The sequence below is a fragment of the Actinoplanes sp. OR16 genome, from assembly GCF_004001265.1.
In the GTDB taxonomy this organism is placed as follows: Bacteria; Actinomycetota; Actinomycetes; order Mycobacteriales; family Micromonosporaceae; genus Actinoplanes.
The window spans coordinates 2,393,020-2,418,626 of the sequence record NZ_AP019371.1; the positions used below are offsets into that span (position 1 = coordinate 2,393,020).

22 protein-coding genes are annotated in these 25,607 nt (G+C 70.1%); 10 read left to right on the forward strand and 12 right to left on the reverse strand.

Annotated features, from left to right (window positions below; genetic code table 11):
• Positions 1-179: 179 nt before the first annotated feature.
• From EP757_RS43230 to pdhA, 4 genes are all read right to left on the reverse strand, one after another.
• On the reverse strand, positions 180-320 hold the full coding sequence (locus EP757_RS43230) for a hypothetical protein (RefSeq protein WP_174262377.1): 141 nt from the start codon (positions 318-320) through the stop codon (positions 180-182).
• Between the two features lie 202 nt (positions 321-522).
• Entirely contained in the window at positions 523-1,869 is a 1,347-nt protein-coding gene (locus EP757_RS11075; protein WP_127544561.1) for a dihydrolipoamide acetyltransferase family protein, read from the reverse strand.
• 5 nt (positions 1,870-1,874) lie between these two features.
• Complete coding sequence (locus EP757_RS11080; protein WP_127544564.1) at positions 1,875-2,864, reverse strand: alpha-ketoacid dehydrogenase subunit beta; 990 nt, start codon at positions 2,862-2,864, stop codon at positions 1,875-1,877.
• Positions 2,861-4,003 carry a pyruvate dehydrogenase (acetyl-transferring) E1 component subunit alpha gene (pdhA, locus tag EP757_RS11085; RefSeq protein ID WP_127544567.1) on the reverse strand — a complete coding sequence of 381 codons (1,143 nt, stop codon included), beginning with the start codon at positions 4,001-4,003 and terminating at the stop codon, positions 2,861-2,863. Before pdhA ends, EP757_RS11080 begins: the two co-directional genes overlap by 4 nt.
• A gap of 413 nt (positions 4,004-4,416) precedes the next feature.
• On the opposite strand from pdhA, the gene EP757_RS11090 reads away from it, so the two are divergent.
• Positions 4,417-5,451 (forward strand): hypothetical protein, encoded by a 1,035-nt coding sequence (locus tag EP757_RS11090; RefSeq protein ID WP_127544570.1) that lies wholly within the window; start codon positions 4,417-4,419, stop codon positions 5,449-5,451.
• A 14-nt stretch (positions 5,452-5,465) separates the two neighbouring features.
• On the opposite strand, the gene EP757_RS11095 is transcribed toward EP757_RS11090, so the two are convergent.
• From EP757_RS11095 to EP757_RS11105, 3 genes are read right to left on the reverse strand one after another with little or no spacing between them, the layout of a single operon-like run.
• Positions 5,466-6,668, reverse strand: coding sequence for a hypothetical protein (locus EP757_RS11095; RefSeq protein ID WP_127544573.1), 1,203 nt, complete (start codon positions 6,666-6,668; stop codon positions 5,466-5,468).
• Positions 6,669-6,702: 34 nt separating this feature from the next.
• Positions 6,703-8,355 (reverse strand): GTPase, encoded by a 1,653-nt coding sequence (locus EP757_RS11100; RefSeq protein ID WP_127544576.1) that lies wholly within the window; start codon positions 8,353-8,355, stop codon positions 6,703-6,705.
• Complete coding sequence (locus EP757_RS11105) at positions 8,352-10,211, reverse strand: ABC transporter (protein WP_370457801.1); 1,860 nt, start codon at positions 10,209-10,211, stop codon at positions 8,352-8,354. The genes EP757_RS11100 and EP757_RS11105 overlap by 4 nt, the downstream gene beginning before the upstream one ends.
• A gap of 215 nt (positions 10,212-10,426) precedes the next feature.
• Between EP757_RS11105 and dnaK the strand changes: the two genes are divergently transcribed.
• The 4 genes from dnaK to EP757_RS11125 all read left to right on the forward strand — a co-directional run bounded on the left by dnaK (position 10,427) and on the right by EP757_RS11125 (position 14,654).
• Positions 10,427-12,280 (forward strand): molecular chaperone DnaK, encoded by a 1,854-nt coding sequence (dnaK, locus tag EP757_RS11110; RefSeq protein WP_127544579.1) that lies wholly within the window; start codon positions 10,427-10,429, stop codon positions 12,278-12,280.
• Positions 12,277-12,894, forward strand: a complete 618-nt coding sequence (grpE, locus tag EP757_RS11115; RefSeq protein WP_127544582.1) for a nucleotide exchange factor GrpE — start codon at positions 12,277-12,279, stop codon at positions 12,892-12,894. Before dnaK ends, grpE begins: the two co-directional genes overlap by 4 nt.
• Before the next feature lie 86 nt (positions 12,895-12,980).
• A complete protein-coding gene (dnaJ, locus tag EP757_RS11120) occupies positions 12,981-14,192 on the forward strand; it encodes a molecular chaperone DnaJ (RefSeq protein WP_127544585.1) in 1,212 nt (403 codons plus the stop codon).
• Positions 14,193-14,213: 21 nt separating this feature from the next.
• Positions 14,214-14,654, forward strand: a complete 441-nt coding sequence (locus EP757_RS11125; RefSeq protein ID WP_127544588.1) for a heat shock protein transcriptional repressor HspR — start codon at positions 14,214-14,216, stop codon at positions 14,652-14,654.
• A gap of 56 nt (positions 14,655-14,710) precedes the next feature.
• On the opposite strand, the gene EP757_RS11130 is transcribed toward EP757_RS11125, so the two are convergent.
• The 4 genes from EP757_RS11130 to EP757_RS11145 all read right to left on the reverse strand — a co-directional run bounded on the left by EP757_RS11130 (position 14,711) and on the right by EP757_RS11145 (position 18,277).
• A complete protein-coding gene (locus tag EP757_RS11130; protein ID WP_127544591.1) occupies positions 14,711-15,157 on the reverse strand; it encodes a hypothetical protein in 447 nt (148 codons plus the stop codon).
• A 188-nt stretch (positions 15,158-15,345) separates the two neighbouring features.
• Complete coding sequence (locus tag EP757_RS11135; RefSeq protein ID WP_127544594.1) at positions 15,346-16,557, reverse strand: cation:proton antiporter; 1,212 nt, start codon at positions 16,555-16,557, stop codon at positions 15,346-15,348.
• A gap of 5 nt (positions 16,558-16,562) precedes the next feature.
• Entirely contained in the window at positions 16,563-17,060 is a 498-nt protein-coding gene (locus EP757_RS11140; protein ID WP_127544596.1) for a cation:proton antiporter regulatory subunit, read from the reverse strand.
• A 32-nt stretch (positions 17,061-17,092) separates the two neighbouring features.
• Positions 17,093-18,277 (reverse strand): sugar efflux transporter, encoded by a 1,185-nt coding sequence (locus EP757_RS11145; RefSeq protein WP_127544599.1) that lies wholly within the window; start codon positions 18,275-18,277, stop codon positions 17,093-17,095.
• Positions 18,278-18,397: 120 nt separating this feature from the next.
• Here EP757_RS11145 and clpB point away from each other — a divergent pair, with 120 nt between their 5' ends.
• Both clpB and EP757_RS11155 read left to right on the forward strand, forming a co-directional pair.
• A complete protein-coding gene (gene clpB / locus EP757_RS11150; protein ID WP_127544602.1) occupies positions 18,398-20,986 on the forward strand; it encodes an ATP-dependent chaperone ClpB in 2,589 nt (862 codons plus the stop codon).
• 556 nt (positions 20,987-21,542) lie between these two features.
• Complete coding sequence (locus EP757_RS11155) at positions 21,543-23,042, forward strand: hypothetical protein (protein WP_127544605.1); 1,500 nt, start codon at positions 21,543-21,545, stop codon at positions 23,040-23,042.
• Between the two features lie 192 nt (positions 23,043-23,234).
• On the opposite strand, the gene EP757_RS42775 is transcribed toward EP757_RS11155, so the two are convergent.
• On the reverse strand, positions 23,235-23,384 hold the full coding sequence (locus EP757_RS42775) for a hypothetical protein (RefSeq protein ID WP_160165789.1): 150 nt from the start codon (positions 23,382-23,384) through the stop codon (positions 23,235-23,237).
• Between the two features lie 33 nt (positions 23,385-23,417).
• Here EP757_RS42775 and EP757_RS11160 point away from each other — a divergent pair, with 33 nt between their 5' ends.
• The 3 genes from EP757_RS11160 (at position 23,418) to EP757_RS11170 (ending at position 25,543) form a co-directional block, all read left to right on the forward strand.
• Positions 23,418-24,335, forward strand: a complete 918-nt coding sequence (locus EP757_RS11160) for a hypothetical protein (protein WP_127544609.1) — start codon at positions 23,418-23,420, stop codon at positions 24,333-24,335.
• A gap of 392 nt (positions 24,336-24,727) precedes the next feature.
• Positions 24,728-25,108 carry a hypothetical protein gene (locus EP757_RS11165; RefSeq protein WP_127544612.1) on the forward strand — a complete coding sequence of 127 codons (381 nt, stop codon included), beginning with the start codon at positions 24,728-24,730 and terminating at the stop codon, positions 25,106-25,108.
• Between the two features lie 57 nt (positions 25,109-25,165).
• Positions 25,166-25,543 (forward strand): helix-turn-helix transcriptional regulator, encoded by a 378-nt coding sequence (locus EP757_RS11170; protein ID WP_014440216.1) that lies wholly within the window; start codon positions 25,166-25,168, stop codon positions 25,541-25,543.
• Positions 25,544-25,607 lie beyond the last annotated feature (64 nt).

The window sequence follows — 25,607 nt, forward strand, 5'->3', positions numbered from 1 at the left end:
GACCGTTGCCAACCGTACCGGGCGTCGGCGACAGGAGGAATCCCGGTGTACGCCCCGGAGGGACCAGTGTCCGATCTTCGAACGTGGTTTTTGACACGAAACGGCCCGTCCGGATGATCCAGACGGGCCGTTTTACGTTTGTAACCCCCCGAAGACGCCGCCCCTGGCGGCGATATCGCCTAGGAGGGCTGCCGCTGCGAGAAGAAGGCGATCTCGTCACGCATCGCCTGCGTGGGCGCCGACTGCATGGCGCGGTCGATGGCGCGGTTCTGGCGGCTGATCCGGCGGTGCCGGCGGATGCGGTCGATCATGCTGCTCATGGCCCTGCTGCTCTCTTCCCCGGCTCTTGGCCGGCCCTGCTGGTGACAGGCGTCCGGCTCCGCTTGTGGCGGTCACCTCGGCGCATGTCTCGGTGTTGATCCAAGTATGCGTCCGGTGCGAGGTTCGTGCCAAAGGAATAGAGGGTGAGTTGGGTCATGTGCTTTCGATTCGAAAGTCCGCATCCGCCTAGGCCGAACGAACCTAGCCCCAGGTAAGCATCGCCGTCTTCGGGTCCGCCAGGAAGGCGCCGACGTCCCGGAGGAACTTCGAGCCGAGTTCGCCGTCGATGATCCGGTGGTCGAAGGAGAGGCCCAGCGTGGTCACCTCGCGGATCTTGATCTTGCCGTTGTGTACCCAGGGCGTCGGCCGGATGGCGCCGAGTGCCAGGATGGCCGACTCGCCGGGCGGCAGGATCGGGGTTCCGGTGTCCACGCCGTAGACGCCGACGTTCGTGATCGAGAACGTGCCGCCGGTCATGTCGGACGGCGGCGTCTTGCCCGACCGGGCGGTCCGCACCAGATCGTTCAGCGCGGTCGCGAGCTCGGGCAGGGCCAGCCGGTCGGCGTCCTTGATGTTCGGCACGATCAGGCCACGCTCGGTCGCCGCGGCGATGCCGAGGTTCACGTACTCCTTGATCACGATCTCGCCGGTCTCGCCCGACCAGGTCGAGTTGACCATCGGGTACCGCTTGATCGCGAGCAGGACGGCCTTCGCCACGAGCAGCAGCGGGGAGATCTTCTGCTCGGCGAACTCCCGCTTGGCGCGCAGCTTCTCCAGCGTCTTCACGGTCCGGGTCACGTCGACGGTGAGGAACTCGGTGACGTGCGGCGCCGTGAACGCCGAAGCCACCATGTTCGCCGCTGTCGCCTTGCGCACGCCCTTGATCGGGATGCGCTGTTCGCGGGTCCCGGCTCCGGTGAAGCCGTTCGGAGAGGAAGGCGCCGGCTCGGTGGGAGCTTCAACAGCGAGGGCCTTCTGTACGTCGTCCCGCGTCACTGATCCGGACGGACCGCTACCAGTGATCGTCGCCAGGTCGACGCCGAGGTCACGGGCCAGCTTGCGCACGGGAGGTTTCGCGAGCACGGGGCCGACCCGGGTGGGCTCGACCTGTGGGGTGGTGACCACTGGCGCGGCGGGTGAGGCCGCCACAGTGGCCGGTGCCGGCGTACTGGAACGGGATCTTCTTTTGGCAGTTGTGGTCTTGGGGCCGTAACCGACGAGCACTGCCGTGCGCCCGCCAGGGGCCGGACCACCGATGAGACCGTCCGCGACGGCGGGCTCGGAAGGAGCCGGACCGGCGCCGGGTTCCGTGTCGATCGAGATGATCGGTGCGCCCACCTCGACCGTGGTGCCGGCCTCGTGGAAGATCCGGGTGACGACGCCGCCCCACTTCGCGGGAATCTCGACGGCCGCCTTCGCCGTCTCCACCTCGACGATCGGCTGGTTCAGCTCGATCGTGTCGCCGACCTTGACGAGCCAGGCCAGGATCTCGCCCTCGGTGAGTCCTTCGCCGAGGTCGGGCAGGTTGAATTCCTTGATCCGCGACATCGGCGTCACCAGCCGAACGAACGGTCGACGGCGTCCAGCAGGCGATCGAGGTCGGGGAGGTATTCCTCCTCGGCCCGGGCTGCCGGATAGGGGATGTCGTAGCCGGTCACGCGCAGCACCGGCGCCTCCAGGGAGTAGAAGCACTCCTCGGTGATCCGGGCGGCGAGTTCCGCGCCCAGGCCGAGGTTGCCCGGCGCCTCGTGCACGACGACCGCACGACCGGTACGCCGGACCGACTCGAAGATCGTCGGGTAGTCCACCGGGGAGAGCGTCCGCAGGTCGATGACCTCCAGGTCGCGGCCGTCCTCGGCAGCGGCCGCGGCGGCGTCGAGAGCCACCCGGACCATCGGGCCGTACGCCAGGAGCGTCGCGTCATTGCCGGGCCGGGCCACCCGAGCGGCGTGCAAGGGGTACGCGCCGTCGAGAGGACCGTCCAGGTCGACCTCGCCCTTCTCCCAGTAACGCCGCTTCGGCTCGAAGAAGACGATCGGGTCGTCGGAGCTGATCGCCTGCTGGATCATCCAGTAGGCGTCGGCCGGGTTCGCACAGGTCACGACCTTGAGGCCGGGGGTGTGCGCGAAGTACGCCTCGGGGGACTCGGAGTGGTGCTCGACAGCACCGATGCCGCCGCCGAACGGGATCCGGATGACGATCGGCAGCCGGACGTTGCCCTTCGAGCGGTAGTGCATCTTCGCGACCTGGCTGACGATCTGGTTGTAGGCCGGGAAGACGAAGCCGTCGAACTGGATCTCGCAGACCGGCCGGTAGCCGCGGATGGCGAGGCCGACCGCCGTGCCGATGATGCCGGCCTCGGCGAGCGGGGTGTCGATCACCCGGTTCTCGCCGAAGTCCTTCTGCAGGCCGTCGGTGATCCGGAAGACGCCGCCGAGCTTGCCGACGTCCTCACCCATGATCACGACTTTCGGGTCGTTCTCCAACGCCCGGCGCAGGCCGTGGTTGAGCGCCTTGCCCAGGTTGATCGTCTCGGTCATCAGTGCCCACTCCCCTCGAACGAAGCCTGGTACTCGGCGAACGCCTTGCGCTGCGTCACCAACTCCGGTGAGCCGTTCGGATAGACGTGGTCGAACATGGCGACCGGCTCGGGGTCGGGCATCGCGAGGACGCGTTCGCGCAGGTCGAGGGCGAGCTTGCCGGCCGTCTCGTCGACCTCGCCGAAGAAGTCCTCGCCGGCGACCTTCTGCTTCTCCAGGAACTTGCGCAGGCGGGAGATCGGGTCCTTCGCCTTCCAGGCCTCGACCTCGCTGGCGATGCGATAACGCGTCGGGTCGTCCGAGCTGGTGTGCGCGCCCATGCGGTAGGTGTACGCCTCGATGAGCGTCGGGCCCTGGCCGTTGCGGGCGTTGTCGAGGGCGGCCCGGGTCACCGCGAAGGTGGCGAGCACGTCGTTGCCGTCGACCCGGATACCGGGGAAGCCGTAGCCGCCGGCGCGCTGGTAGAGCGGGACGCGGGTCTGCCGCTCCAGCGGCTCGGAGATCGCGTACTGGTTGTTCTGGCAGAAGAAGACGATGGGGGCGTTGAAGACACCGGACCAGACGAACGACTCGTTCACTTCGCCCTGGCTGGTCGCGCCGTCCCCGAAGTACGCGATCACGGCCTCGCCGTCCGCGCTGCCGGTCCGGCCGTCCATCGTGACGCCCATGGCGTAGCCGGTCGCATGGAGGGTCTGCGAGCCGATCACGATGGTGTAGGTGTTGAACCGGAACTCGTTCGGGTCCCAGCCGCCCTGGTCGACGCCGCGGAACAGGCCGAACGGCATGATCGGGTCGATGCCGCGGCAGTAGAGGACGCCGTGCTCGCGGTAGGTGGGGAACGCCATGTCCTGGGATCGCAGCGCGCGGCCGGAGCCGACCTGTGCCGCCTCCTGCCCGAGCAGGCTGGCCCAGATGCCGAGCTCGCCCTGCCGCTGCAGTGCGACGGCCTCGGCGTCGAGACGCCGGACGGTCACCAGATCGCGGTAGAGGTCCCGGTATTCCTCGTCGGTGAAGCCGACGCTGTAGGTGCTTCCGTCGGCGGTGGTCGCGCTGTCGATGCGCTCGCCGTCGGGGGTCAGCAGTTGGACGAAGCCGCCTGCCGGTACGTCGTTACCGGCTCTGTCGCGCTCGCCTTTCGCCATCCGTGTCTCCTGTTTCCTCTTCTGCGCCCGCGGCGGGTGTCTCCCGGCCGCGCGGCTGACCGCTAGGGGCTGGCCGCGCCTGGCCCGGGTGGGGTTGCCGCGCGGCATGTTCCGGCTGGTGATCTGCCGGGACGAACCCGCCGAAGCCCCGCTGGTTGGCGGAAGGCGACGGCGGCGGTGCCGTCGATCCCATCCTGACAGAGGGAGTGAGCGCGGTTACAGAGTGCGTGGATCACGAATAGAGATTTTCTGCCGAGACATTGTTAAGGGTATTTGTCCGTTTTAGTAGGCTTTGTGATCTCACTGTAGTACGAATGGTCGGCCCGTCCCGCTGCGAATCAAGGGATTCCTCGTTCAGCCCTTTGACCGGAACGGATCCAAGTGGATCTTTTCTTTTCCTGGGGGAGTCCCGCGTGCATCACCAGTCCGACGATGACCACTTCGCGCCGCCGCTCAAGGTGTTGCGGAAGCGGCTCAACGGGGTGTACCGCGAGGACCACGGCTTCTCCGGGCCGACCCGGCGTTACGTGATCATGGTGGCTCTGCTGGTCGGGCTCGCCTCGGTGCCCACGCTCGCGGTGCTCTCCACCGGCTCGGAGGAGATCTCCGGACGGGATCGGCCGGGCGCCATGGACGTGCCGTTCCTGCCGCCGCCGGCCACCGGGCCGGTCGTCCCGCCGTCGCCGTCCCAGCCGCCCCCGTCGTCTCCTCCGCCCTCTCCGTCGGCTTCCGGCTCAGTGGGTGGTCTGTCCGATAAAGATCAGACCAAGAGGGGGTACGTCGGGAAGCAGCGCCGGCCGGCCGCCACGTCGAAGCGGACGTCGTCGGCGAGGGATGTCCCGGCGATTTCGAATCCTGCGAAACCTCGGAAGTCGGCGTCGCGCAAGCCGGTCCCGAAGAGGGCGCCGGTCCGCAAGAAAGAGCCACGCCGCTCCGAATTGCCCGCTGTGTCGGATTTTCCGGAAATCCCCGGGTTGCCGGTGGTGCCCGAGGAGAACGACGTGACGCGGCCGGAAAGCCCGCCGGACTTCCCCGAGATCCCCGACCTGCCCGACGTGCCCGACGACGACGAACCCGACTGGCGGGACTGCGAGCCCGCCACCGTCCGGGAGAGCTCAACCCGGAAACGCACCGTTCAACCAGTCCGGTCCCGAGACCGGTCCGAACCCAGCCGGAGGTCAGCAGTGGCCGAACGCCCGTACAACATCCGCCCAGCCCGCATCCTCGAGCAGAGCTACGCCGAACGAGGGCTCAACGTGCACCGGCTGCTCAACCAGCCGCGTTCCGAGGAGGAGCGGATGCTGGTGAACCGCCCCTATCGCGGCCAGCACCGAGCCGAGCAGACCAACCACGCCGACGAGCGCGCCACGGCGGCCTGGCAGCGCAGCACCCGGGTGGGCCGGCACCACGCCGAACCAGCCGACGAGCACTACTCCAACAGACGCTGACCCCCGCCCGCGGGTCAGTCGTCGCGGTTGGCTTCGAGCCATGCCTCGATCGCTGAGGTGTCGTTCGGGTCGATGCCTTCGGCTATCAACTGGGCGACGGCCGCGGTGGCCGGGCTGCGGCGCTCGCCGGTGCGGTAGAGCCGGACGAACTCCGGGATCAGCTCCTCCACGGCGGTGGCCGTCCCGGCGACGGCGGCGGCGGGCAGGCCACGCTTGCGTCCCGCGAACGCCGTCCAGGCCTTGACCACCGGCGGCAGCATCGCGGCGTCGTCGATGTCGAGGACGGCCCGGCGGTGCACCCAGTCCAGCAGGAACAGGCCGGCCACGGCCGGGCTCCAGCGCAGCGGGTCGGCGCCCGGCAGCGAGTCGGCGTGGTCCAGGATCAGGCTCACGCAGAAGGCGAACGACGCCTGGTCGGCATCCTGATCGTTGCCGGCCGGCAGGCCTTCGGCGGCCGCCTCCGGCGAGTCGGCGAAGTCGCGGGCCAGATCGGCGCCGGTCGGGCCGGTCGGCTCGTCCAGCGGCGGGGTGGTCAGCACCGGCAGCCGGGCGAGCCGGGCCGCGGCGAGCGCGTAGTCGGTGGCGAGCGAGCCGTCCGACGGCAGCTCGGTCAGCTCTCCGGTGATCTCCAGGTGGCGGCCGACCTCGTCGCGGAGGCGGCCCGGGTCCTCGGAGCGGAACCAGGTCAGCTCGTCGGCCTCGCAGAGCGCCCGGATCTCGCTGAGCAGGGCGCCGGCCGAGGCGGAGACGAAGACGTCCTTGGTGATGCCGATGTTGTGGTCGACGACTGCCACGACCGCGTGCTCCGGGCCGCCGTCGGCGCCGTCCGGGTAGGCGAAGGTGACCACGTAGGACGTCTGGTCGCCGTAGACGTCCCCGTAGGCGAAACAGCCGGTCGGCCGGACCCGGCCCAGCTGGGTGACCCACGACGGCGCCTGCTCGTCGTGACCGACCTCGGCGGCGCCGTCGGCGTCCGGGACGAGAGCGGCGAAGACCGCGCGGACGGTCGCCGCCTCGGGGGTGTGCCGCGCTTTCGTCGCGACCAGGAACCGGCCGACGAACTCGCGCACCGCGTCGGCGCGCTGCTCCTCGGCCACCGAGTAGACACTGCCGAGCAGCGCGGAGCCGAGCATCTCGGCATCGAGCGCGCAGCCCAGCTTCGTGACGTCTCTGGCCGCGTGCAGAACGGCCTCGTACGCGGTCTGGGGTGCGGGCATGCCGCTGAGCCTACGCCCGGGGCACGCCGCCGAACTACTCCGAGCGCACCACGCCGAGCGCTTCCCTCGCCTGGGCGTACGCGTTCAGCACCTCGCGGACCGGCACCACCACGTGTGCACGGGCGACCTCGGTCACCGCGGATCGCAGACGCTGCTCGGCCCGCCTTCTCGCCCGCTTCGCGCCGGCGGCCACCAGCGGCTTGAGCAGCAGCCAGAGGAGCAGGCCGGCGAGCAGGCCGCCGAGCAGCAGCAACGTCGGCAGCGGCACCGCACCGACCTCCGGGTTGTCCAGCTCGGGCAGGCCGAGGGCCCGGACCGCATAGCCGACGATCAGCCAGGCGAGCCCGGCCGCAGCCGTCGCGAGCAGCACCCACTGCAGCGCGCCCACCACCCGCCACCAGATCGGCGACCGCCCGACGCCGAGGTCGGTCGTGGCGACCGCCCGGTCCAGCGCGTCCGGCAGGTCGGCGGCCTTGGACCGGGCCGCGTCGGTCAACGCCGGCGCCCAGACCTCGGGCAGCGGCGCGGCGGCCCGGGTGGCGACCGCGCGGACCGAGATGCCGACCGCGGACCGTTGCGCGGCGTCGGCGGCCGGAACCGAGGTCCGCGGCACGATGTCGGTGGAGACCGCGTCGGTCTGCGGCTTGTCGCCCAGGTGCAGGCGGCGCAGCGGATCCGGCCGCAGCCTGCTCAGGCCACGCACCAGCGGCCAGCCGGTCGCGGCGGTCGCCCGCTGCCGGTACGCCGTGGCGGTGGCGTCGGCGACCGCGGGCACCCCGGCCGACGCGGCGAGCGAGTCGGCCAGCTGGCGGACGGTGCTCCGGTCCACCTCGTCCTCGGCCGCCGGCGGGCCGATCGTGGCGGCCAGCTCCTCGCCGACCGTGTCCAGGTCGGCGGCGAGGCGGCGCAGCGCGGCCTGCCGGTCGGCCACCGTCTTCTCCAGCGCCTCCCGCAGGTCGCGCAGCATGCCGGGCTGCTTCGCCGAGCTGGCCAGCACCGGCGCGCCGGTGAGGCCGTCCTCGTCGAGGAGCCGGCGCAGGTCGCCGAGGACCACCTCGGTGTCGCCGGGGCTGAGCCGGTCGGCCTGGTTGAGCACCACGATCGTGACATCGGTGTGCGTGCTGAACTGCGAGAGGTAGGCCCGGTGCAGCACACGGTCGCCGTACTTCTGCGGGTCGACCACCCAGATGATCTGGTCGACCAGGCCGAGCAGCCGGTCCACCTCCAGCTGATGAGCGCGCTCCACCGAGTCGAAGTCCGGCAGGTCGAGCAGCACCAGGCCGTGCAGGGCCACCTCGTCGTCGCCGTCGAGCGCGCTCTCCCGGACGAACCGCTGACGCGGCAGCACACCGATCCAGTCGAGCAGCCGGTTCGCCGGCTCCAGCGGGCCCCAGACGCAGGCGTGCGCGGTGCCGGTGGTCGGCCGGCGTACGCCGACCTGGGAGAGCTTGAATCGGGCCAGCGCGTTGAACAGGCTGGACTTGCCGCTGCCGGTGCTGCCGGCGAGCGCCACGACGGTGTGGTCCAGCGAGAGCGAGAGCCGGTTGCCGGCCCGCTCCACCAGTGTGTGCGCGGCGACCAGTCTGCCGTCCGGCAGGTACGGCCCGGTGGCCCGCAGGAAACGGGACAGCGCGTCCAGCCGGCGGGACAACTCCTCGGCGTTCACCTTCTGCTCCACGACGTTCATTGCCCCGGTCCGGTCAACGCGAGTTCCTTCCTTGCTGCCTCCACCTCGGCGGCGACCCGGCGCAGCAGGCCACCCGGCTCGGCTTCGAGGCGCACCGTCGAGGTCAGCTCGGTGAACCGGGCCGCCTCGGCAGCGAGTAGATCATCAACCCGGGCCAGCAGTTCGGTGCGGGCCCGGGTGGCGAGCGTCCGGATGGCCTGATCGCCGAAGACCGCCTCGAGCACCTTCTGGGCGGCGACAGCGCTGCCGGCGCCGGCAGCGACCTCCAGGCCGGTCGGGATGAACGCGGTGGTGGTGAACACGGCGATCATCACGGCCAGGCCGGCGCCGTTCACCGCGTACGCCGCTCCGCGGGCCACGGTGCGCTTGTCGGCGGCCTCCCGGCGGACCAGGTCGAGCACCCACTGCTGCCAGTCGCGGACCAGGCGGTCGGCGCGCTCCGGCAGGTCGTCGGCGGGCTTCCGCAGCTCGGGCTTGAGCAGAGCGGCGCCGGCCGGGTGGGACTGCCAGGCCGCGTACGACTGCTCGGCCGCGTCCGCCGTCACCCCGCGCAGCAGCGTCACCAGCTGCGACTCCATCGCGACCTGCAGGTTGCGCCCGGGCGCCGGACGTCCGCTGACCGCCGCGAAGAGCCGGTCGCGCAGGTGGCCGACCCGGGATTCGAGGCTGCGGAAGAACTCCCCGGTGCCGATGAACTCCTGCCACCGGGCCAGCACCTCGCCACGGAGCAGCCGGCCGTCCTGCAGGCCCTCCTCGGTGGTGCGGCGGGCGTTGCGGTACGCCGCCTCGACCCGCTCGTCGAGCGTCGTCGCGGTGGTGACCTGCTCGTCGGCGGCGTCGGCCAGGCCCTGCAGCGCCGGGGCGAGCGCGCCGAGAGCGCCGTCCAGGGTCTGCCGCACCACGGCGGACCGGGCGGTCGAGTCCGAGGAGAGCTGGGCGAACCACTGGCGCATCGGGCCGACCGCCGAGTCCGGCAGCATGCCGTGCCCGTCGAGGCCGGTCTCCGGGATCACGAAGAGCGGGGCCGAGCCGAGGTCGCGGGAGGTCAGCATCTCGCCGAGGTGGGCGGCGACCTCGGCGGCGGCGTCGGCCGGCACCCGGTCCAGGACCAGGGCGATCACGGTGCCGCGCAGCCGGGCGGTGGTCAGCAGCTCCCACGGGACGGCGTCCGCGTACCGCGCCGCTGTGGTCACGAAGAGCCAGAGGTCGGCGGCGGCCAGCAGCTGCGCCGCGAGCTTGCGGTTGTGGTCGACGACCGAGTCGATGTCGGGCGCGTCGAGCAGCGCGACACCGGGGCCGATCGACGGCGCGGCGATCACCTGCAACGCGTTCGGGTCGTTGCTCTGCTCGCCGGTGCGGACCAGGCCGGGCAGCAGGCCACCGCGGCCGAACCAGTTGAGGTCGGACGGGTTCGCCACGAGCACCGGCGACCGGGTGGTGGGCCGCAGCACGCCGGCCGTGCTCACCGGCGCCCGGACCAGGCTGTTCACCAGTGTCGACTTGCCGGCGCCGGTGGAGCCGCCGACGACCACGAGCAGTGGCGCGTCGAGCCGGCCCAGGCGCGGCAGGAGGTAGTCGTCCAGCTGGGCGAGCAGTGCGGATCCGACCCGCCGGGCCTCCTCGGCGGAGGGTAGGACCAGGGGGTACGAGACGGCCCCGAGCGCTGACCGCAAACCACTCAGAGCCGTGGCGAGTCGTCCTAAAGCGGGCGAAACGCTATTTTCCTGGTTCGGCGGCCGATCTGGGCTGGTCCCCGTACGCTCTGATGGGCCACCGCTGACCTGGCTTTTCTCGTCTGAACCGGCCGGGACGGCGGAAAGGGCCGACGGACCGACCGCGTCTCCGTGCGTCGTCACGGGTAAAGCGTGCCCGATCTATGCATCCAGTACAACGGATCCTGGTATGCCGTGACCGGACAGGTATGTAGGTGATTCCCGAATCACCCACCTCACGCGCTGACTTGCGCCGCTCTGACTCAACTTCGATTTGACGTTGTCTGTCTCCGTGGCATCATTGAGTCGGTTCCACTCAACCCTTTGCTCGGACCAAGCTGTTAGAAGCGAGGAACACCATGGCACGTGCGGTCGGCATCGACCTCGGCACCACGAACTCCTGCGTCAGCGTTCTGGAAGGAGGCGAGCCCACCGTCATCGCCAACGCGGAGGGCTCACGGACGACACCGTCGATCGTCGCCTTCGCCCGTAACGGCGAGGTGCTCGTCGGTGAGGTCGCCAAGCGTCAGGCGGTGACCAACCCTGACCGGACCATCCGCTCGGTCAAGCGTGAGGTCGGCACCAACTGGTCGATCGACATCGACGGCAAGCAGTACACGCCGCAGGAGATCTCCGCGCGGGTGCTGATGAAGCTCAAGCGGGACGCCGAGTCGTACCTCGGCGAGCAGATCGCGGACGCGGTCATCACCGTCCCGGCGTACTTCAACGACGCCCAGCGTCAGGCCACCAAGGAGGCCGGTGAGATCGCCGGTCTGAACGTGCTGCGGATCGTGAACGAGCCGACCGCCGCCGCTCTCGCCTACGGCCTGGACAAGGGCACCAAGGAGCAGACCGTCCTGGTCTTCGACCTCGGCGGCGGCACCTTCGACGTCTCGCTGCTCGAGCTCGGCGACGGCGTCATCGAGGTCAAGTCCACCTCGGGTGACAACCACCTCGGTGGCGACGACTGGGACCAGCGGATCATCGACCACCTGGTCAAGACCTTCCGCGGCGAGCACGGCATCGACCTCTCCCAGGACAAGATGGCCCTGCAGCGTCTGCGCGAGGCCGCGGAGAAGGCGAAGATCGAGCTCTCCGCCGCCACCACGACCAGCATCAACCTGCCGTACATCACGGCCGGCGCCAACGGCCCGCTGCACCTCGACACCTCCCTGAGCCGCGCCGAGTTCCAGCGCATGACGCAGGACCTGCTCGACCGCTGCAAGGGCCCGTTCGAGTCCGCGATCAAGGACGCCGACGTCAAGCTCTCCGACATCGACCACGTCATCCTGGTCGGTGGCTCGACGCGGATGCCGGCGGTCACCGAGCTGGTGAACAGCCTGATCGGCCGCGAGCCGAACAAGGGCGTCAACCCGGACGAGGTCGTCGCGGTCGGTGCCGCCCTGCAGGCCGGTGTGCTGAAGGGCGAGGTCAAGGACGTCCTGCTGCTCGACGTCACCCCGCTGTCCCTGGGTATCGAGACCAAGGGCGGCATCATGCACAAGCTGGTGGAGCGCAACACCACCATCCCGGCGCACCGGTCCGAGGTCTACACCACGGCCGACGACAACCAGCCCTCCGTGCTGATCCAGGTCTACCAGGGTGAGCGCGAGATGGCGGCGTACAACAAGAAGCTCGGCACCTTCGAGCTCAGCGGCATCGCGCCGGCGCCCCGCGGCGTCCCGCAGATCGAGGTCTCCTTCGACATCGACGCGAACGGCATCGTGCACGTGTCCGCCAAGGACCTGGGCACGGGCAAGGAGCAGAAGATGACGATCACCGGCGGCTCCGCGCTGCCGAAGGAAGACATCGAGCGCATGATGCGCGACGCTCAGGACCACGCGGACGACGACAAGAAGCGCCGCGAGGACGCCGAGGCCCGCAACCTGGCCGAGCAGCTGCAGTGGCAGACCGAGAAGTTCCTGGCGGAGAGCGGCGACAAGCTCCCCGAGGACAGCAAGAACAAGATCGGCGAGGCTCTCGGCGAGCTGCGCGGCGCCCTCGGCGGCACCGACATCGAGAAGATCAAGTCGGCGCACGAGCGGCTCTCGCAGGTCTCCCAGGAGGCCGGTTCGCTGCTCTACTCGCAGGGTGAGGCCCCGCAGGGCGGTCCCGAGGCGGGTGCTCCGGGCGGCGCGACCGGTGCCGGCCCGACGGCCGGTGGCGGCGACGACGTCGTGGACGCCGAGATCGTGGAGGACGACAAGAAGTGACCGCCAAGGACGACGAGAACGACGGTCCGGTGACCGAGCGGGAAGTCATCCAGGGCGAGATCGACACGTCAGCCGAGGAGACCCCCGCCGAGGAGCCGGTGGTTCAGCCGGTCGGCGCGCACCGCGCCCCCGAGGAGGAGGAAGAGACTTCGGTGTCCGAAGACGCGAAGAAGGCGTTCGGCGCGGAGCTGGAGTCGCTGCGGAGCGAGCTCGACGAGCGGACTCACGACCTGCAGCGGGTCACCGCGGAGTACGCGAACTACCGGAAGCGGGTCGACCGTGACCGGGGCGCCGCGGCCGAGCAGACCACCGGGGCGGTGCTCACCGCGCTGCTCCCGGTGCTGGACGACATCGACCGGGCCCGCGAGCACGGCGACCTGGTCGGCCCGTTCGCATCGGTCGCGGAGCAGCTCACCGCGGTGGCCGGCAAGCTCGGCCTGGTCGCGTTCGGGGAGAAGGGCGACGCCTTCGACCCGAACCGCCACGAGGCGGTCGCGCACCAGACGTCCCCGGACGTCTCGGAGCCGACCTGCGTCGAGGTGATGCGCCGCGGCTACAGCCTGGGCGAGCGCCTGCTCCGCCCGGCGATGGTCGCCGTCGCCGATCCGGAGTGAGATTGATGCCGATCTCCCGCCCGCCGGTCCGCCGGCGGGCGGGAGTTCACAGCGAATGCGGAGCGAAGTCGAAGGAGGTGGACTGAATGAGCTCGAAGGACTGGCTCGAGAAAGACTTCTACGCCGTGCTCGGCGTGAACAAGTCCGCCTCAACCGACGAGATCAAGAAGGCGTACCGCAAACTCGCCCGTGACCTTCACCCGGACCGCAACCCGGGCAACAAGGAAGCGGAGGAGAAGTTCAAGGCGACGTCCGAGGCCTACGACGTGCTCGCCGACGACAAGAAGCGCAAAGAGTATGACGAGATGCGCTCGCTCTTCGGCTCCGGCGCGTTCCGCCGTGGCGCGCGTCCCGGCGGCGGCGCCCAGTTCGACCCGTCCGACCTGTTCGGCGGATTCAGCGGGGCCGGCAACGCGGGTCCCGCCGGAGCCGACCGCCGATTCGGCGGCACCGGCTTCTCGGACATCTTCAGCTCGATCTTCTCCGGTGGCGGCGCCGCCGGCCCCGGCGCCGGCCCGGCGGCGGCGCGGCGTGGCCCGCAGCGCGGCCGGGACGTCGAGACCGAGGTGACGCTCGACTTCGTGCAGGCGGTCCGGGGCACGACCCTGCCGCTGACGCTGCGGACGCCGGGCGCCTGCGACACCTGCCGTGGGACCGGCGCCAAGCCGGGCACCACGCCGCGGGCCTGCCCGAAATGCCACGGCTCCGGCATGATCTCCAGCAACCAGGGCTCGTTCAGCTTCTCCGAGCCGTGCCGGGACTGCCAGGGTTCGGGCAGCGTCGTGGACGAGAAGTGCGCGGAGTGCCGGGGGTCCGGCGGGATCACCAAGACCCGGACCATCAACGTGCGCTTCCCGGCCGGTGTGGCCGACGGGCAGCGCATCCGGCTCAGCGGCCGCGGCGAGCCGGGCGACCGGGGCGGTACGGCCGGCGACCTGTACGTGCAGGTGAAGGTCCGGCCGGACGAGCTGTTCGGGCGCAGCGGCGACGACCTGACACTGGCGGTGCCGATCAGCGTGACGGAGGCGGTGCTCGGCACCGACCTGCGAGTGCCCACCCTGGACGGCCCGGTCACCCTGCGGGTCCCGCCCGGGACGCCGAGCGGCCGCAAACTGCGGGCCCGCGGCAAGGGCGTGGTCCGCAAGGAGGGCCAGTCCGGTGACCTGATCGTCACTGTCGACGTGCAGATCCCGGCCGTCGTCAGCGACGAGGCCCGGGACGCGCTGGAGAAATTCGCGAAGCTCACCCCGCCTCCGGGGCGGGAGAGGCTCGACGCCCGTATGCGCCGAGCCGGTTAAGGCCCTCACGGGAGGTGGCACATGTATGAAGAGATCCACATCTCGACGGAAGCCTCCGACGCGAAGGTTTTGATCATCTCGGTCGCGGCACGGCTGGCCGGGATGCACCCGCAGACACTCCGGCAGTACGACCGCCTCGGGCTGGTGCAGCCCGGGCGGGCCGGTGGAGGCGGTCGGCGGTACAGCGAGCGGGACGTCGCGCTGCTCCGCGAGGTGCAGCGCCTCAGCCAGGACGACGGCGTCAACCTGGCCGGGATCAAGCGCATCATCGGGCTGGAGCAGCTCGTCGGCGACCTGCAGCACCGGGTCGCCGAGCTCACCGAGCAGCTCGAGGCGGCGTACGACCGGATCGCCCAGCTCGAAGCGATGAGCAACCCCTACGGAGGCCGGGACCTGGTCCGCCAGGAGACCCACTCGACGGCCCTGGTGGTGTGGCGCCCGCGCCGCTCACCCGACAGGTGACGAAAACGGCGGCCCTGACATCAGGGCCGCCGTTACTACTAGTAGTTAGCTCGCGATCACCGTCTGTTGAAGAGCCCCAGGCGCCGCGGGTGGCGGACCAGTCCGCCCTCCATCCAGTCGTGGTGGTCGAAGAGCTCCGGCCGGGTCATCAGAACCCGGCAGTTGTGCGCCCAGATCTGCATCGGCTCGTCGCCGACCTCCTCGGCGCGCTCCACGAACTTCTTGAGCCGGCGCTTCCGCTGCCCGCTCGCGTTCTGCCGCACCCCGTCAGCGGCGTAGATGTACATGCAGTGCTGTGCGAATCGCCGCGCCGGGCACTGCCGGTCCATGGCCAGCTCGAACAGGGTCGGGCCGAGCACGTCGCCGGAGATCAGCAGATCCCAGTCGCGCGGCATCGTGTTCAGCGGGACCGCCTCAGGGTGGTACGCCCACGCCTGAAGCTCGTCCGGCCGGGGATCGACCGGATTCCCGAATCCGAGGAATGTTGCTTCACGCACGCTCACGCCGCCGCCTCACTCATGCGTCCGCATCATCCGGCCGGCATGATTTCTCCGGCCGACAGTGTCGAACGTCCCAATACTCAGAGTCGTCGCTCGGAGACGGTAGCGCGCTGAGTGTTTCAGCGGAAGTGTCAAGGCTTCACATTCAGATACTGGACAGTAACTTTAGGCATTTGTTATGGAGACGCAGGTCACTCCGGCGCCGGGATGGGTTTCGCCCGGCCGGCCTGGGCCGCCGCCCACCGCCGGATCAGGTTCTTGAACCACTGGTAGTCCGGCAGTCGGGCCAGCATGGGCCCGGTCACCACGGTGATCAACACGTAGGCGGTGGCGAGCGGCGCCAGCCGGGGCTCCACCCCGGACGCGACCGCGAGGCCCGCGATGACGACCGAGAACTCGCCGCGCGGCATGAGCGCGAGACCGGCTCGGACCCGGCCGGGCAGAGCGATGCCGGCCCGGTTCGCCGCCAGGTATCCGGTGGCGACCTTGGTCAGCATGGTGAGCACGGCCAGGGCCAGCGCCGGCGCCAGCACGGCCGGCATGTCCGCCGGATCGGTGGAGAGGCCGAAGAAGACGAAGAAGACCGCGGCGAACAGGTCACGCAGCGGGGACAGCATCTCGGTGGCGTGGTGTGCCACCGGACCGGAGAGTGCGATACCGACCAGGAACGCCCCGACCGCCTCGGAGACCTTCAGCTCACCGGCCACCCCGGCGACGAACAGGGTCAGGCCGAGGACGCTGAGCAGCAGCGCCTCCGGATCCTTCACCGAGATGAACCGGCTGATCTCGCCGCCGTACCGGATCGCGACGACGAGCACTGCCACCACCGTGACCACCGCGACGCCGAGCGTGCTCAGGCCGGGGATCAGGCCGGCGCCGGCCAGCACCGCCGTGGCGATCGGCAGGTAGAAGGCCATCGCCAGGTCCTCGATCACCAGCACCGAGAGGATCACCGGGGTCTCCCGGTTGCCGACCCGGCCCAGGTCGCCGAGCACCTTGGCGATCACACCGGACGAGGACACCCAGGTGATGCCGCCCAGCACCAGGGCGGCCTCCCAGCCCCAGCCGAGCAGCAGCGCGAACGCGGCGCCCGGCACGGCGTTGAGCACCATGTCGATGAGACCGGCCGGCGCGGCGGCGCGCAGGTTGTCCACCAGTTCGTCGGCGGAGTACTCCAGGCCGAGCATGACCAGGAGCAGCACCACGCCGATCTGGGCGCCGATGCCGATGAACTCCTCGCTCGCCGAGAGCGGAACCACGCCGCCGTGCCCGAAGGCCAGGCCGGCCAGCAGGTAGAGCGGGATCGGGGACAGCCCGAACCGGCGCCCGATCCGGCCGAGCATGCCGAGACCGAACAGGAGCGCGCCGATCTCGATGAGCAGGATCGTCGTGTCGTGTCCCACGGGACTCAGCCGTCGTCGTCGCCGGCCAGGATGGCGGTGACGCCGTCCAGACCCTGCCGGGTGCCGACCGCCACCACGACGTCGTTCGCTTCGAATCGGAACGACGGCTCGGGGGAGGCGATCACCTCCCGGTCGCGCAGGATGGCCACGATCGATGCGCCGGTCCGGCTGCGGGCGCGGGTGTCGCCCAGGCGCCGGCTCACGAACGGGGACCCGGCCGGCAGCGCGACCTGCTCGGTGAGCAGCCCGGCCGCCTGCTGCCGGAGGCCGGCGAGCTGGCCCAGCATCAGCGACGCGCCGAGGACGTCGGCCAGGGCCTCCGCCTCGTCGTCGGTGAGCGGGATCGACGCGAGGCTGGAATCCGGGTCGTCCACGTCGTAGAGCACCAGGTCGCGGCGGCCGTTGCGGTGGGAGACGACCCCGACCGTCCGGCCTGACGAGGTCACCAGATCATGGCGGACGCCGATTCCCGGCAGCGGAGTCTGTTCCACCCGTACGCGCACGATGCCAACGTTAACCCGCAACGAGCCCGTTCCTACCCCGAAACAGACATCGTGATCGTTGTGTCCACCCGGCCGCGCGAGCGGAAGAGTGCCAGCAGCAGGAGACCGAGGACGACAAGGACCAGATTCAGGACGTACGCGAGGCGGAAGCCGTATTGCTGCGCGAGCCCGAACAGCGGGGCGGCCAGGATGTTCCCGATGGGGAAGGTGTTGGTGAACATGGTGGTCGCCCGTCCCGGGAAGCGCGGCATCATGTCCTGCACATAGGAGATGCCCAGCCCGGAGGTCGCCGCGATGAAGATCGCGTTCGGGATCTGCGCGACGGCCAGCATGGCGACCGAGTCCGCGGTGCTGGTCAGCACCTGGTAGATCACCGCGCAGACCGCGCCGCCGATGATGATCATCCGAAGCGGCACCCGCGTGGAGAGCCAGCCGAAGCCGAGCATCAGCGGGATCTCGAGCGCCGCGCAGAGCCCGAACAGCAGGCCGGCGTCGCTGATCGAGCCGTCCAGTTCCTGGGTGATGAAGAGCGGCAGCGCCTGCCCGCCGAGGACCATGCTGGTCTGCAACAGGGTGAAACCGGCCAGGATCGGGTAGAGGACGCGGGGCGGCTTTCCGGAGACCTGCTCGCCGTCGTGCGAGGCGGCCGGCGCCTCGACCTCCGGTAGCCAGCGCACGGCGACGAGAGCGGCGATGAGGTACGTGACGGCTGCCGCGCCGTAGACGTACTCGAAACCGCCGCCCTCCAGCAGGAAGGCGGCGAGGGACGGACCGCCGACCCAGGCGACCGAGAAGACCGTGCGGAGGGTGCTGATCCCCATCGCCGCCCGGGACGGATCGTCGCGTTGGAGCACCTGTCGCGCGTACGCGAAGGATTGTGGGAAGAGTGACCCGGCGATCGCGGTCGCCGTCGCGGTGAGCGCGAGCAGCACCCAGTAGTCGCGGACGTAGGCGGTGAGACCGCTGCCGACGCAACCGGCGAGCGCCGCGATGATCAGCAGGGTGCGCCGCATCGGCCGGCGGTCGGAGATCCGGCCGATCGCCCAGGACATGGCTACACCGGAGAGGGAGGCCACCACCAGGAAGAACGTGGCCTGGACCGGGCTGGCGCCGACGGCGGTGCTGAGGAAGAGCCCGAGGAAGGGACCGACCACTGCCGTGGCGATGGCGGAGGTGAGGAAGACGAGGCCCAGCGGGAGGAGTCGTCGTACCACCATCCGTACGTTACGGGTTCTTTCCTGTTTCTGCCCGGGGTCGGTGGTGGCCGTCACGGCTTTCGTGGACGCGCTAAAGTTGAGTTGCTTAGGCTCAAGTCTGACTTGGTTTCAGGGGAGCAGATGAACACCGAACGCTTGACCACCAAGAGCCGCGAAGTGATCACCGCCGCGGTCGCCGACGCCGGCAGCCGCGGGCATGCCACGGTCGAGCCGTGGCACATGCTGTTGTCGCTGCTCGACACCGGCGGATCGACCGCGACAGTGCTGCTGAGGGCGGTCGGGGCGAACCCCGCTGACGTGCGCCGGACCGCGGCCCGGGCGCTCGAGCAGCTGCCCTCCGCGCGCGGCGCCAGCACCGCGGAGCCCAGTCTCTCCCGCGAATTCGTGAACGCGATCGGCTCGGCCGACCTGATCGCCAAGCCGCTCGGCGACGAGTACGTGTCGACCGAGCATCTCCTGGCCGGCCTGGCCCGGGTCGGCGGCGCGGTCGGGCACGCGCTGACCAGCGCCGGCGCCACCGAGGAGGCGCTCGTCGCGGCGTTCCCCCAGGTGCGCGGCGGCGAGCGGCGGGTGACGAGCGCCGATCCCGAGCAGACCTACAAGTCGCTGGAGAAATACAGCGTCGACCTGACCGCGCTGGCCCGGGACGGCAAGATCGACCCGGTCATCGGCCGGGACGCCGAGATCCGCCGGGTGGTGCAGGTCCTGTCCCGGCGGACGAAGAACAACCCGGTGCTGATCGGCGAGCCGGGCGTCGGCAAGACCGCGATCGTCGAGGGCCTGGCCCAGCGGATCGTGGCGGGCGACGTGCCGGAGTCCCTGCGCGACAAGAAGCTGGTCTCGCTCGACCTCGGCGCGATGGTCGCCGGCGCTCAGTACCGCGGCCAGTTCGAGGAGCGGCTGAAGAGCGTCCTCGAGGAGATCCGCAGTTCGAACGGGCAGGTCGTCACGTTCCTCGACGAGCTGCACACGGTCGTCGGCGCCGGCAAGGGCGAGGGCTCGATGGACGCCGGCAACATGCTCAAGCCGATGCTGGCCCGCGGTGAGCTGCGGATGGTCGGCGCCACGACCCTCGACGAGTACCGCGAGCACATCGAGAAGGACCCGGCCCTGGAGCGCCGGTTCCAGCCGGTCGTCGTGGGCGAGCCGACCGTCGAGGACACCATCGGCATCCTGCGCGGGCTGAAGGGCCGTTACGAGGCGCACCACCGCGTACAGATCACCGATGCCGCCCTCGTCGCGGCCGCGAGCCTCTCCGACCGCTACATCAGTGACCGGTTCCTGCCGGACAAGGCGATCGACCTGATCGACGAGGCCGCGTCCCGGCTCCGCATGGAGATCGACTCCCGGCCGGTCGAGCTCGACCAGCTGCAGCGGCAGGTCGACCGGATGCGGGTGGAGAAACTGGCGCTCGGCAAGGAGACCGACCCGGCGTCGGTGGCCCGGCTGGAGAAGCTGGAGCGTGACCTGGCCGACCGCGAGGAGGAGCTGACCGCGCTCACCGCCCGGTGGGAGCGTGAGCGCAGCGGGCTGAACCGGGTGGGTGAGCTGAAGAAGCGGCTCGACGAGGCGAAGGCGGCGCAGGAGCGCGCCCAGCGCGACGGCGAACTGCTGGAGGCCTCGCGGCTGCTCTACGAGATCATCCCGGCTCTGGAGAAGGGGATCCGGGAGGCCTCCGACGCCGAGGACGAGAAGACCGAGCCGCCGATGGTCAAGGAGGAGGTCGGCGCGGACGACATCGCCGAGGTCGTCTCCGCGTGGACCGGCATCCCGGCCGGCCGGATGATGGAGGGCGAGACCGCCAAGCTCCTGCGCATGGAGGAGTCGCTGCAGGCCAAGGTGATCGGCCAGAAGGAGGCGGTCGCCGCGGTCGCGAGCGCGGTCCGGCGGTCCCGGGCCGGCATCGCCGACCCCGACCGGCCGACCGGCAGCTTCCTCTTCCTCGGCCCGACCGGTGTCGGCAAGACCGAGCTGGTGAAGGCCCTCGCCGGGTTCCTCTTCGACGACGAGCGGGCCATGGTCCGCATCGACATGAGTGAGTACGGCGAGAAGCACTCGGTGGCTCGGCTGGTCGGCGCGCCGCCCGGCTACGTGGGTTACGAGGAGGGTGGCCAGCTGACCGAGGCGGTGCGACGCCGACCGTACAGCGTGGTGCTCCTCGACGAGGTGGAGAAGGCCCACCCGGACGTCTTCGACCTGCTGCTCCAGGTGCTCGACGACGGCCGGCTCACCGACGGGCAGGGCCGGACCGTCGACTTCCGCAACGCGATCCTGGTGCTCACCTCGAACCTGGGCTCGGCGAACGCCGACTTCACGATGGGCGACGAGGAACGGCGCGACGAGGTGCTGGCCGCCGTCAGGGCGCACTTCAAGCCGGAGTTCCTGAACCGGCTCGACGACATCGTGGTCTTCCACGCGCTGACGAAGGAGGACCTCACCGCGATCGTCGACATCCAGCTCGCCCGGCTCCGCGATCGGCTCGCCGAGCGCCGGCTGGCCCTGGAGGTGCGGCCCGAGGCGGTCGACTGGCTGGGCGAGCACGGGTACGACCCGATCTACGGCGCCCGCCCGCTGCGCCGGCTGGTCCAGTCCACGATCGGGGATCTGCTCGCGAAGGCGCTGCTCGGTGGCGAGATCCGGGACGGGGACGTCGTGGTGGTCTCGCTCAGCGATACCAAGGACGGGCTCGCGGTGACTCGCGGCCAGTGATGAAGAAGGGCCCCGGGGTTCGCCCCGGGGCCCTTTCGTCAGTTCGCTGCCTCCCGTTGCCGGTAGGCATGTGTCATCAAGACGTCCGTGATGGCGTGCTCGCCCTCGGCGGACCAGATGCGTATCCCGTCGCGGTGCAACTGGTATCGCACGTCTTTGAATCGGGTGTGGGTGTCGTCATGGTGAACGACGGTCAGCGTGTCGGCGTGGGGCATGGGACTCACCGGTCCTTGTCAGCTCTGGGGCAGCCGCGGCGTGGTCACGCGGCAGGCCTAATGGGAAAGGCGCCTGTAGCCGGTCTGCCTCGGCCCCGGAGATGTGTACGCGGGGCGGGCGACTCGTGCCACGGGCAGGGCTGTCCGCCGGAGTTCTCTGCTGCCAGCCGGACGCCACGGAATCGAAGTGTAGGCGGGTCCGTCGAGGAGCGTCGCCCCCCGAACGAGCGACGTGTAGAAGCCATCGTCGCCCGATGCTTCCACACCGTCGCGGAGGGTGAGGTGCGGTCGCGGGATATGGCCTCCGACCGATACCGTAAATGGATCTAGAGGAGGGCAGTGTGACCGTACCCATATATCCCACCCCAAATCCGGCGCCGGCCGCGCGACCGCCGCGCCCGGGCGTCGTGTCCACGTCGTCCTACCTGCTCTACGCCGTCGCGGTCCTGCAGGTTCTCAGCGCGATCGTGACGCTGATGACGCTGCCCAGCGCGCAGGAGGCGTTCCGGGAGGCGTACGCGGGCACCGAGTTCGCCGGCGAGAGCGAGACCATCGCGACCGCGACGATGGTGGTGGTCGCACTGCTGTACGTCGTGATCGCCGCCGGTCTGGCCACACTGTCGTTCTTCAACAGCCGGGGCAGCAACGGCTCCCGGATCACCACCTGGGTGTTCGCCGGCATCGGCCTGTGCTGCAACGTGCTGGGTCTGACCAATGCGGCCGGCACCGCCGTCACCAGCAGCGAGGGTGCGGGATCGGGCCTGCCCAGCGACAGCCAGATCGACGCGCAGGTCTCGGACGCGATGCCGGGCTGGTACGAGCCGGCCATCTGGGCGCTGACGCTCTTCACCGTCGTCGCCCTGCTCGCCGTGATCATCCTGCTGGCGTTGCCGGCGGCGAACGCGTACTTCCGCAAGCCGTCGGTGGGATTCGCCGGCTATCCGGGCGCCTACCCGCCCGGAGGTGGCTACCCGCCGGCCGGTTACCCGCCGCACGGCGCCTATCCGCCCCCTGGTGGTTATCCACCGCCTCCCGGTGGGTTCCCGCCTCCCGGTACGCAGGGTCAGCCGTCCTATGGACAGCCCTATCCGGGGGCGCCGAGCAGTGGTGTTCCGGGCAGTCCGGCCGCCGGCCATCCGGCGCCGTCCTCTCCCTATGCGCCGCCTTCCTCGGCCCCGCCCGGGTACGGACCGCCGCCCGCCTACGGTCAGCCGCCCTTCTCACAGCCTGAGCCGGGCACGACGCCGTTCCATGGGCAGCCGGCGCCGGGCGCCCCGCAGTTCCCGGGCCAGCAGCCGCCGCAGTATCCCGGACAGCAGGCGCAGTATCCCGGGCAGCAGGCGCAGTATCCCGGACAGCAGGCGCAGTATCCCGGCCAGCAGGCGCAGTATCCGGGCCAGCAACCGCCGCCGTATCCGGGGCAACAGCCGTCGCAGTATCCGGGTCAGCAGCCGCCGCAGTACCCGGGCCAGCAGCCGCCGGCCGCGCCGTACCCGGGGCAGCCCGCCTTCCCGGGTGAGCAGAGCCACTTCGGAAGCCCGGAGCAGTACGGCCAGCCCGGTCAGCCTGCCCCCGGCCTTCCGCCATATCCGGGCCGGCAACCCGCTTCCGATACGCCGTCAGCTCCCGGCGCACCACCGGCCAGTCTTCCGCCGACCGACCCGTGGGCAGCACCTCCGCCCTTCCCCGCCGGTGACTCCCCGACCGACGGTTCGAGGGCGGCCGGGTCACCGAGCAGCGATTCCCCGGATGATCAATCTCAGTCCGGCCCGTCGGAAGCCGGTCAGCCGCCCGCCGATCCGCCGCGCAGCGATCAGCGGCCGCCGTCTGACCAGGGCTGAGGCCCGCTACAGCAAGCACTCCGGACCGGCCCGCCACATCGAGGCGGGCCGGTCCGCTGTTCCGGGCGGATCCGGTCCGGCCACTTTCGGACGCCCCAGGCGGTAGGTTTTGGCCAGCCGATCCACTGCGGGAGCCCATCGATGTCGTACAGCGAACAGCCGCCGGTCCCCGGCAGCCCCGCCTCGGGTGAGTCAGCCCCGGACGGGCCGATCCCAAGCGCCCAGCTCCCAGGCGGCCAATTCCCGGGCGGCCAGTCCCCAGGCGGCCAGCTCCCAGGCGGCCAGCTCCCAGGCAGCCAATTCCCGGGCACCCCGTTCCCCGGCGGCCAGGCTCCGGGTCATCCGTCGAGTGTGCCGTCTCAGCACGCCGGACCCGTGCGGCCCGCCGCTGTCACCACCGCCGTCGCTCTGCTCTGGACCATGGCGGTCGCCGGTCTCGTCTACGCGATCGGCATGGTCGCGGTGACGCCGGGCACGGTGAGCCGGTTCCGGGACGCCACGTCCGGTTCCGAGGTGGCCGAGAACTTCATCGCCGTCGTCTGGCTGGACGCCGCGGTCGGCGCCGTCATCGCCCTGCTGGTCGTCGCCCTCTTCACGGTTCTCGGTCTGGGCCTGCGGCGCGGCAGCAAGGTCGCCTGGGGTGTCACGCTCGGCGTCTGCGTCCTCGGCGTGATCGGCGGATGTGGTTCGGTGGCGGCGATCGGCGGCCAGCAGTCGGGTGAGGCGGTGCCGGGTTCGCTCGGTGAGGCCCTCAACGCGGCCTATCCAGGGGGCTGGATCGGCCTGAACGCCGCTGTGGCGGTCGCTCAGGTCATCGCGTACATCCTGGTGGCCTTCCTGCTCCTCCTCGCCCCGCGAGCCTTCTTCGGCCGCCGGAGCGACCCGGCGAGCGTGCCTCCGGGCGCGCACGGAAGCGTCCCTCCGGGTGCGCACTGGAGTGTCCCTCCGGGTGCGCACGCAAGCGTCCCGCCGAGTGGGCACTGGAGCGTCCCCCCGGGTGCGCACGGAAGCGTCCCCCCGGGTGCGCCTGCGAGCCTCCCGCCGGGTGCGCACGCGAGCGCGTTCACCCCCACGTCGGGAAGCGCCGGCAACCCGATCGCTTACCCCGGTAGTTCTTTCGGGTACGCGAACCCGCCGAGTGAGTCCGCGGTCACAACATCGCCGTGGGCCGCGCCACAATCCGCGGATCAATACCCGCATTCGGATCAATCTCCGTCCGAAGCGGATCAGAACTTCGTTCACCCTCCGGCGCGTAACCCGGAAGACGAGTACTGGTCACGACCTTCCGACTGAACTCGCCGGTAACAAACGCAAACCGGTCCCGTATCGACGACTGTGGGTCACTCGAACGGGTACGGTCCGTTTCTACCGGCGTCACCCGATCGGCTGTCCGGATAGATGTTGATCGGCCGGACGGTGGGTGTTTTCCGCTGGACGGGCAAACGTGATTCGCGCTCTCACAGCATGCTCACAGCGCATCCACCAGGTGATCCTGAGGTGCGCAGAGGTACCGTGGCGACGTTACCTGCTTTGAGCTGCATCTATGGTCTGGGGAAAGGCTGACTCCCGATGGTCGATCAGTAAACCTTCTTTACAGAAGCCCCCAAAGCCGTGGGTCAATAGTTCCGTTCCGCCCCGGCGGGGCGAAAGATTCCGGTTTTCTTCCAGCCAGTACGCTCGATGTCATGGGAGCACGGCACGACCTGGGTAAATTCATCACTGAATTGGCCGTCGCGCAGCGTGGCGCCGTGCTTTCATCGGGTCGGGGGCTGTTGGGTTCGGAGAGTGGCGAAAAGATCGCGCAGTGCCGCGTGATGGTCTCGATGCGTTGTGTGTCGGTTCATCGTCCGAGATCGGTGAGCCGAAACAATCGACGAATTACCAATGTGGCCCGCCTCACTCCGGAGACGGGGATCGAGAGCTCGACACGGATGGGTAGCGACCAGATGGCGGCTCAGGCGTTGCAGGAGGCAGAGACCGAAGTCGGTGTCGCGGGTTTCGGGGGGCGGGAGCGGGAGAGCTCCCTCTCGACCGAGAAGGCGATCGATGTCGGCCTTACGGCCTGAAAGTTAGCCGGTTCGTTCCTGCACACATGCAGGAGAATCGATGCAGTTGGTGGAAGGATGGAGATCGTGGGAACTGCGTTGGCGGAAATGACTATGCCTCAGATCTCACCGCTTGCCGGTGAGCCTATTGAACGCGCCGACGCCGAGCGCCTGGCGGGAGTGCTGAAGGCACTCGCCGACCCGGCACGGCTGCGGTTGCTGAGCCTTATCCAGTCCGCGACGGATGGCGAAGCGTGCGTCTGCGACCTGACGGCCCCTCTGGGTCTCTCGCAGCCGACCGTTAGCCACCACCTGCGGATTCTGACGGAGGCTGGTCTGCTGGAGCGCGAGAAGCGCGGTGTCTGGGCGTACTACCGCCTGGTGCCGACCGCCATCGCGACGATTGCGGACCTGCTCACCCCGCCGCGCAAGCGGGCCACCAAGAAGGCCCGCTGATCCGTTGGGAAACGCCTGGCGTCACTGAAACATGGGGGCGTGACGCCAGGCCGAGGACCAGGAG

Excerpts from the sequence above, each read along its gene's own strand:
- EP757_RS43230 (WP_174262377.1), bottom strand. The coding sequence starts at position 320 with ATGAGCAGCATGATCGACCGCATCCGCCGGCACCGCCGGATCAGCCGC.
- EP757_RS11075 (WP_127544561.1), bottom strand. The coding sequence starts at position 1,869 with ATGTCGCGGATCAAGGAATTCAACCTGCCCGACCTCGGCGAAGGACTC.
- pdhA (WP_127544567.1), bottom strand. The coding sequence starts at position 4,003 with ATGGCGAAAGGCGAGCGCGACAGAGCCGGTAACGACGTACCGGCAGGC.
- EP757_RS11095 (WP_127544573.1), bottom strand. The coding sequence starts at position 6,668 with ATGCCCGCACCCCAGACCGCGTACGAGGCCGTTCTGCACGCGGCCAGA.
- EP757_RS11100 (WP_127544576.1), bottom strand. The coding sequence starts at position 8,355 with ATGAACGTCGTGGAGCAGAAGGTGAACGCCGAGGAGTTGTCCCGCCGG.
- dnaK (WP_127544579.1), top strand. The coding sequence starts at position 10,427 with ATGGCACGTGCGGTCGGCATCGACCTCGGCACCACGAACTCCTGCGTC.
- dnaJ (WP_127544585.1), top strand. The coding sequence starts at position 12,981 with ATGAGCTCGAAGGACTGGCTCGAGAAAGACTTCTACGCCGTGCTCGGC.
- EP757_RS11125 (WP_127544588.1), top strand. The coding sequence starts at position 14,214 with ATGTATGAAGAGATCCACATCTCGACGGAAGCCTCCGACGCGAAGGTT.
- EP757_RS11145 (WP_127544599.1), bottom strand. The coding sequence starts at position 18,277 with ATGGTGGTACGACGACTCCTCCCGCTGGGCCTCGTCTTCCTCACCTCC.
- clpB (WP_127544602.1), top strand. The coding sequence starts at position 18,398 with ATGAACACCGAACGCTTGACCACCAAGAGCCGCGAAGTGATCACCGCC.
- EP757_RS42775 (WP_160165789.1), bottom strand. The coding sequence starts at position 23,384 with ATGACCCGGAGCCTGGCCGCCGGGGAACGGGGTGCCCGGGAATTGGCT.
- EP757_RS11165 (WP_127544612.1), top strand. The coding sequence starts at position 24,728 with ATGGGAGCACGGCACGACCTGGGTAAATTCATCACTGAATTGGCCGTC.
- EP757_RS11170 (WP_014440216.1), top strand. The coding sequence starts at position 25,166 with ATGGAGATCGTGGGAACTGCGTTGGCGGAAATGACTATGCCTCAGATC.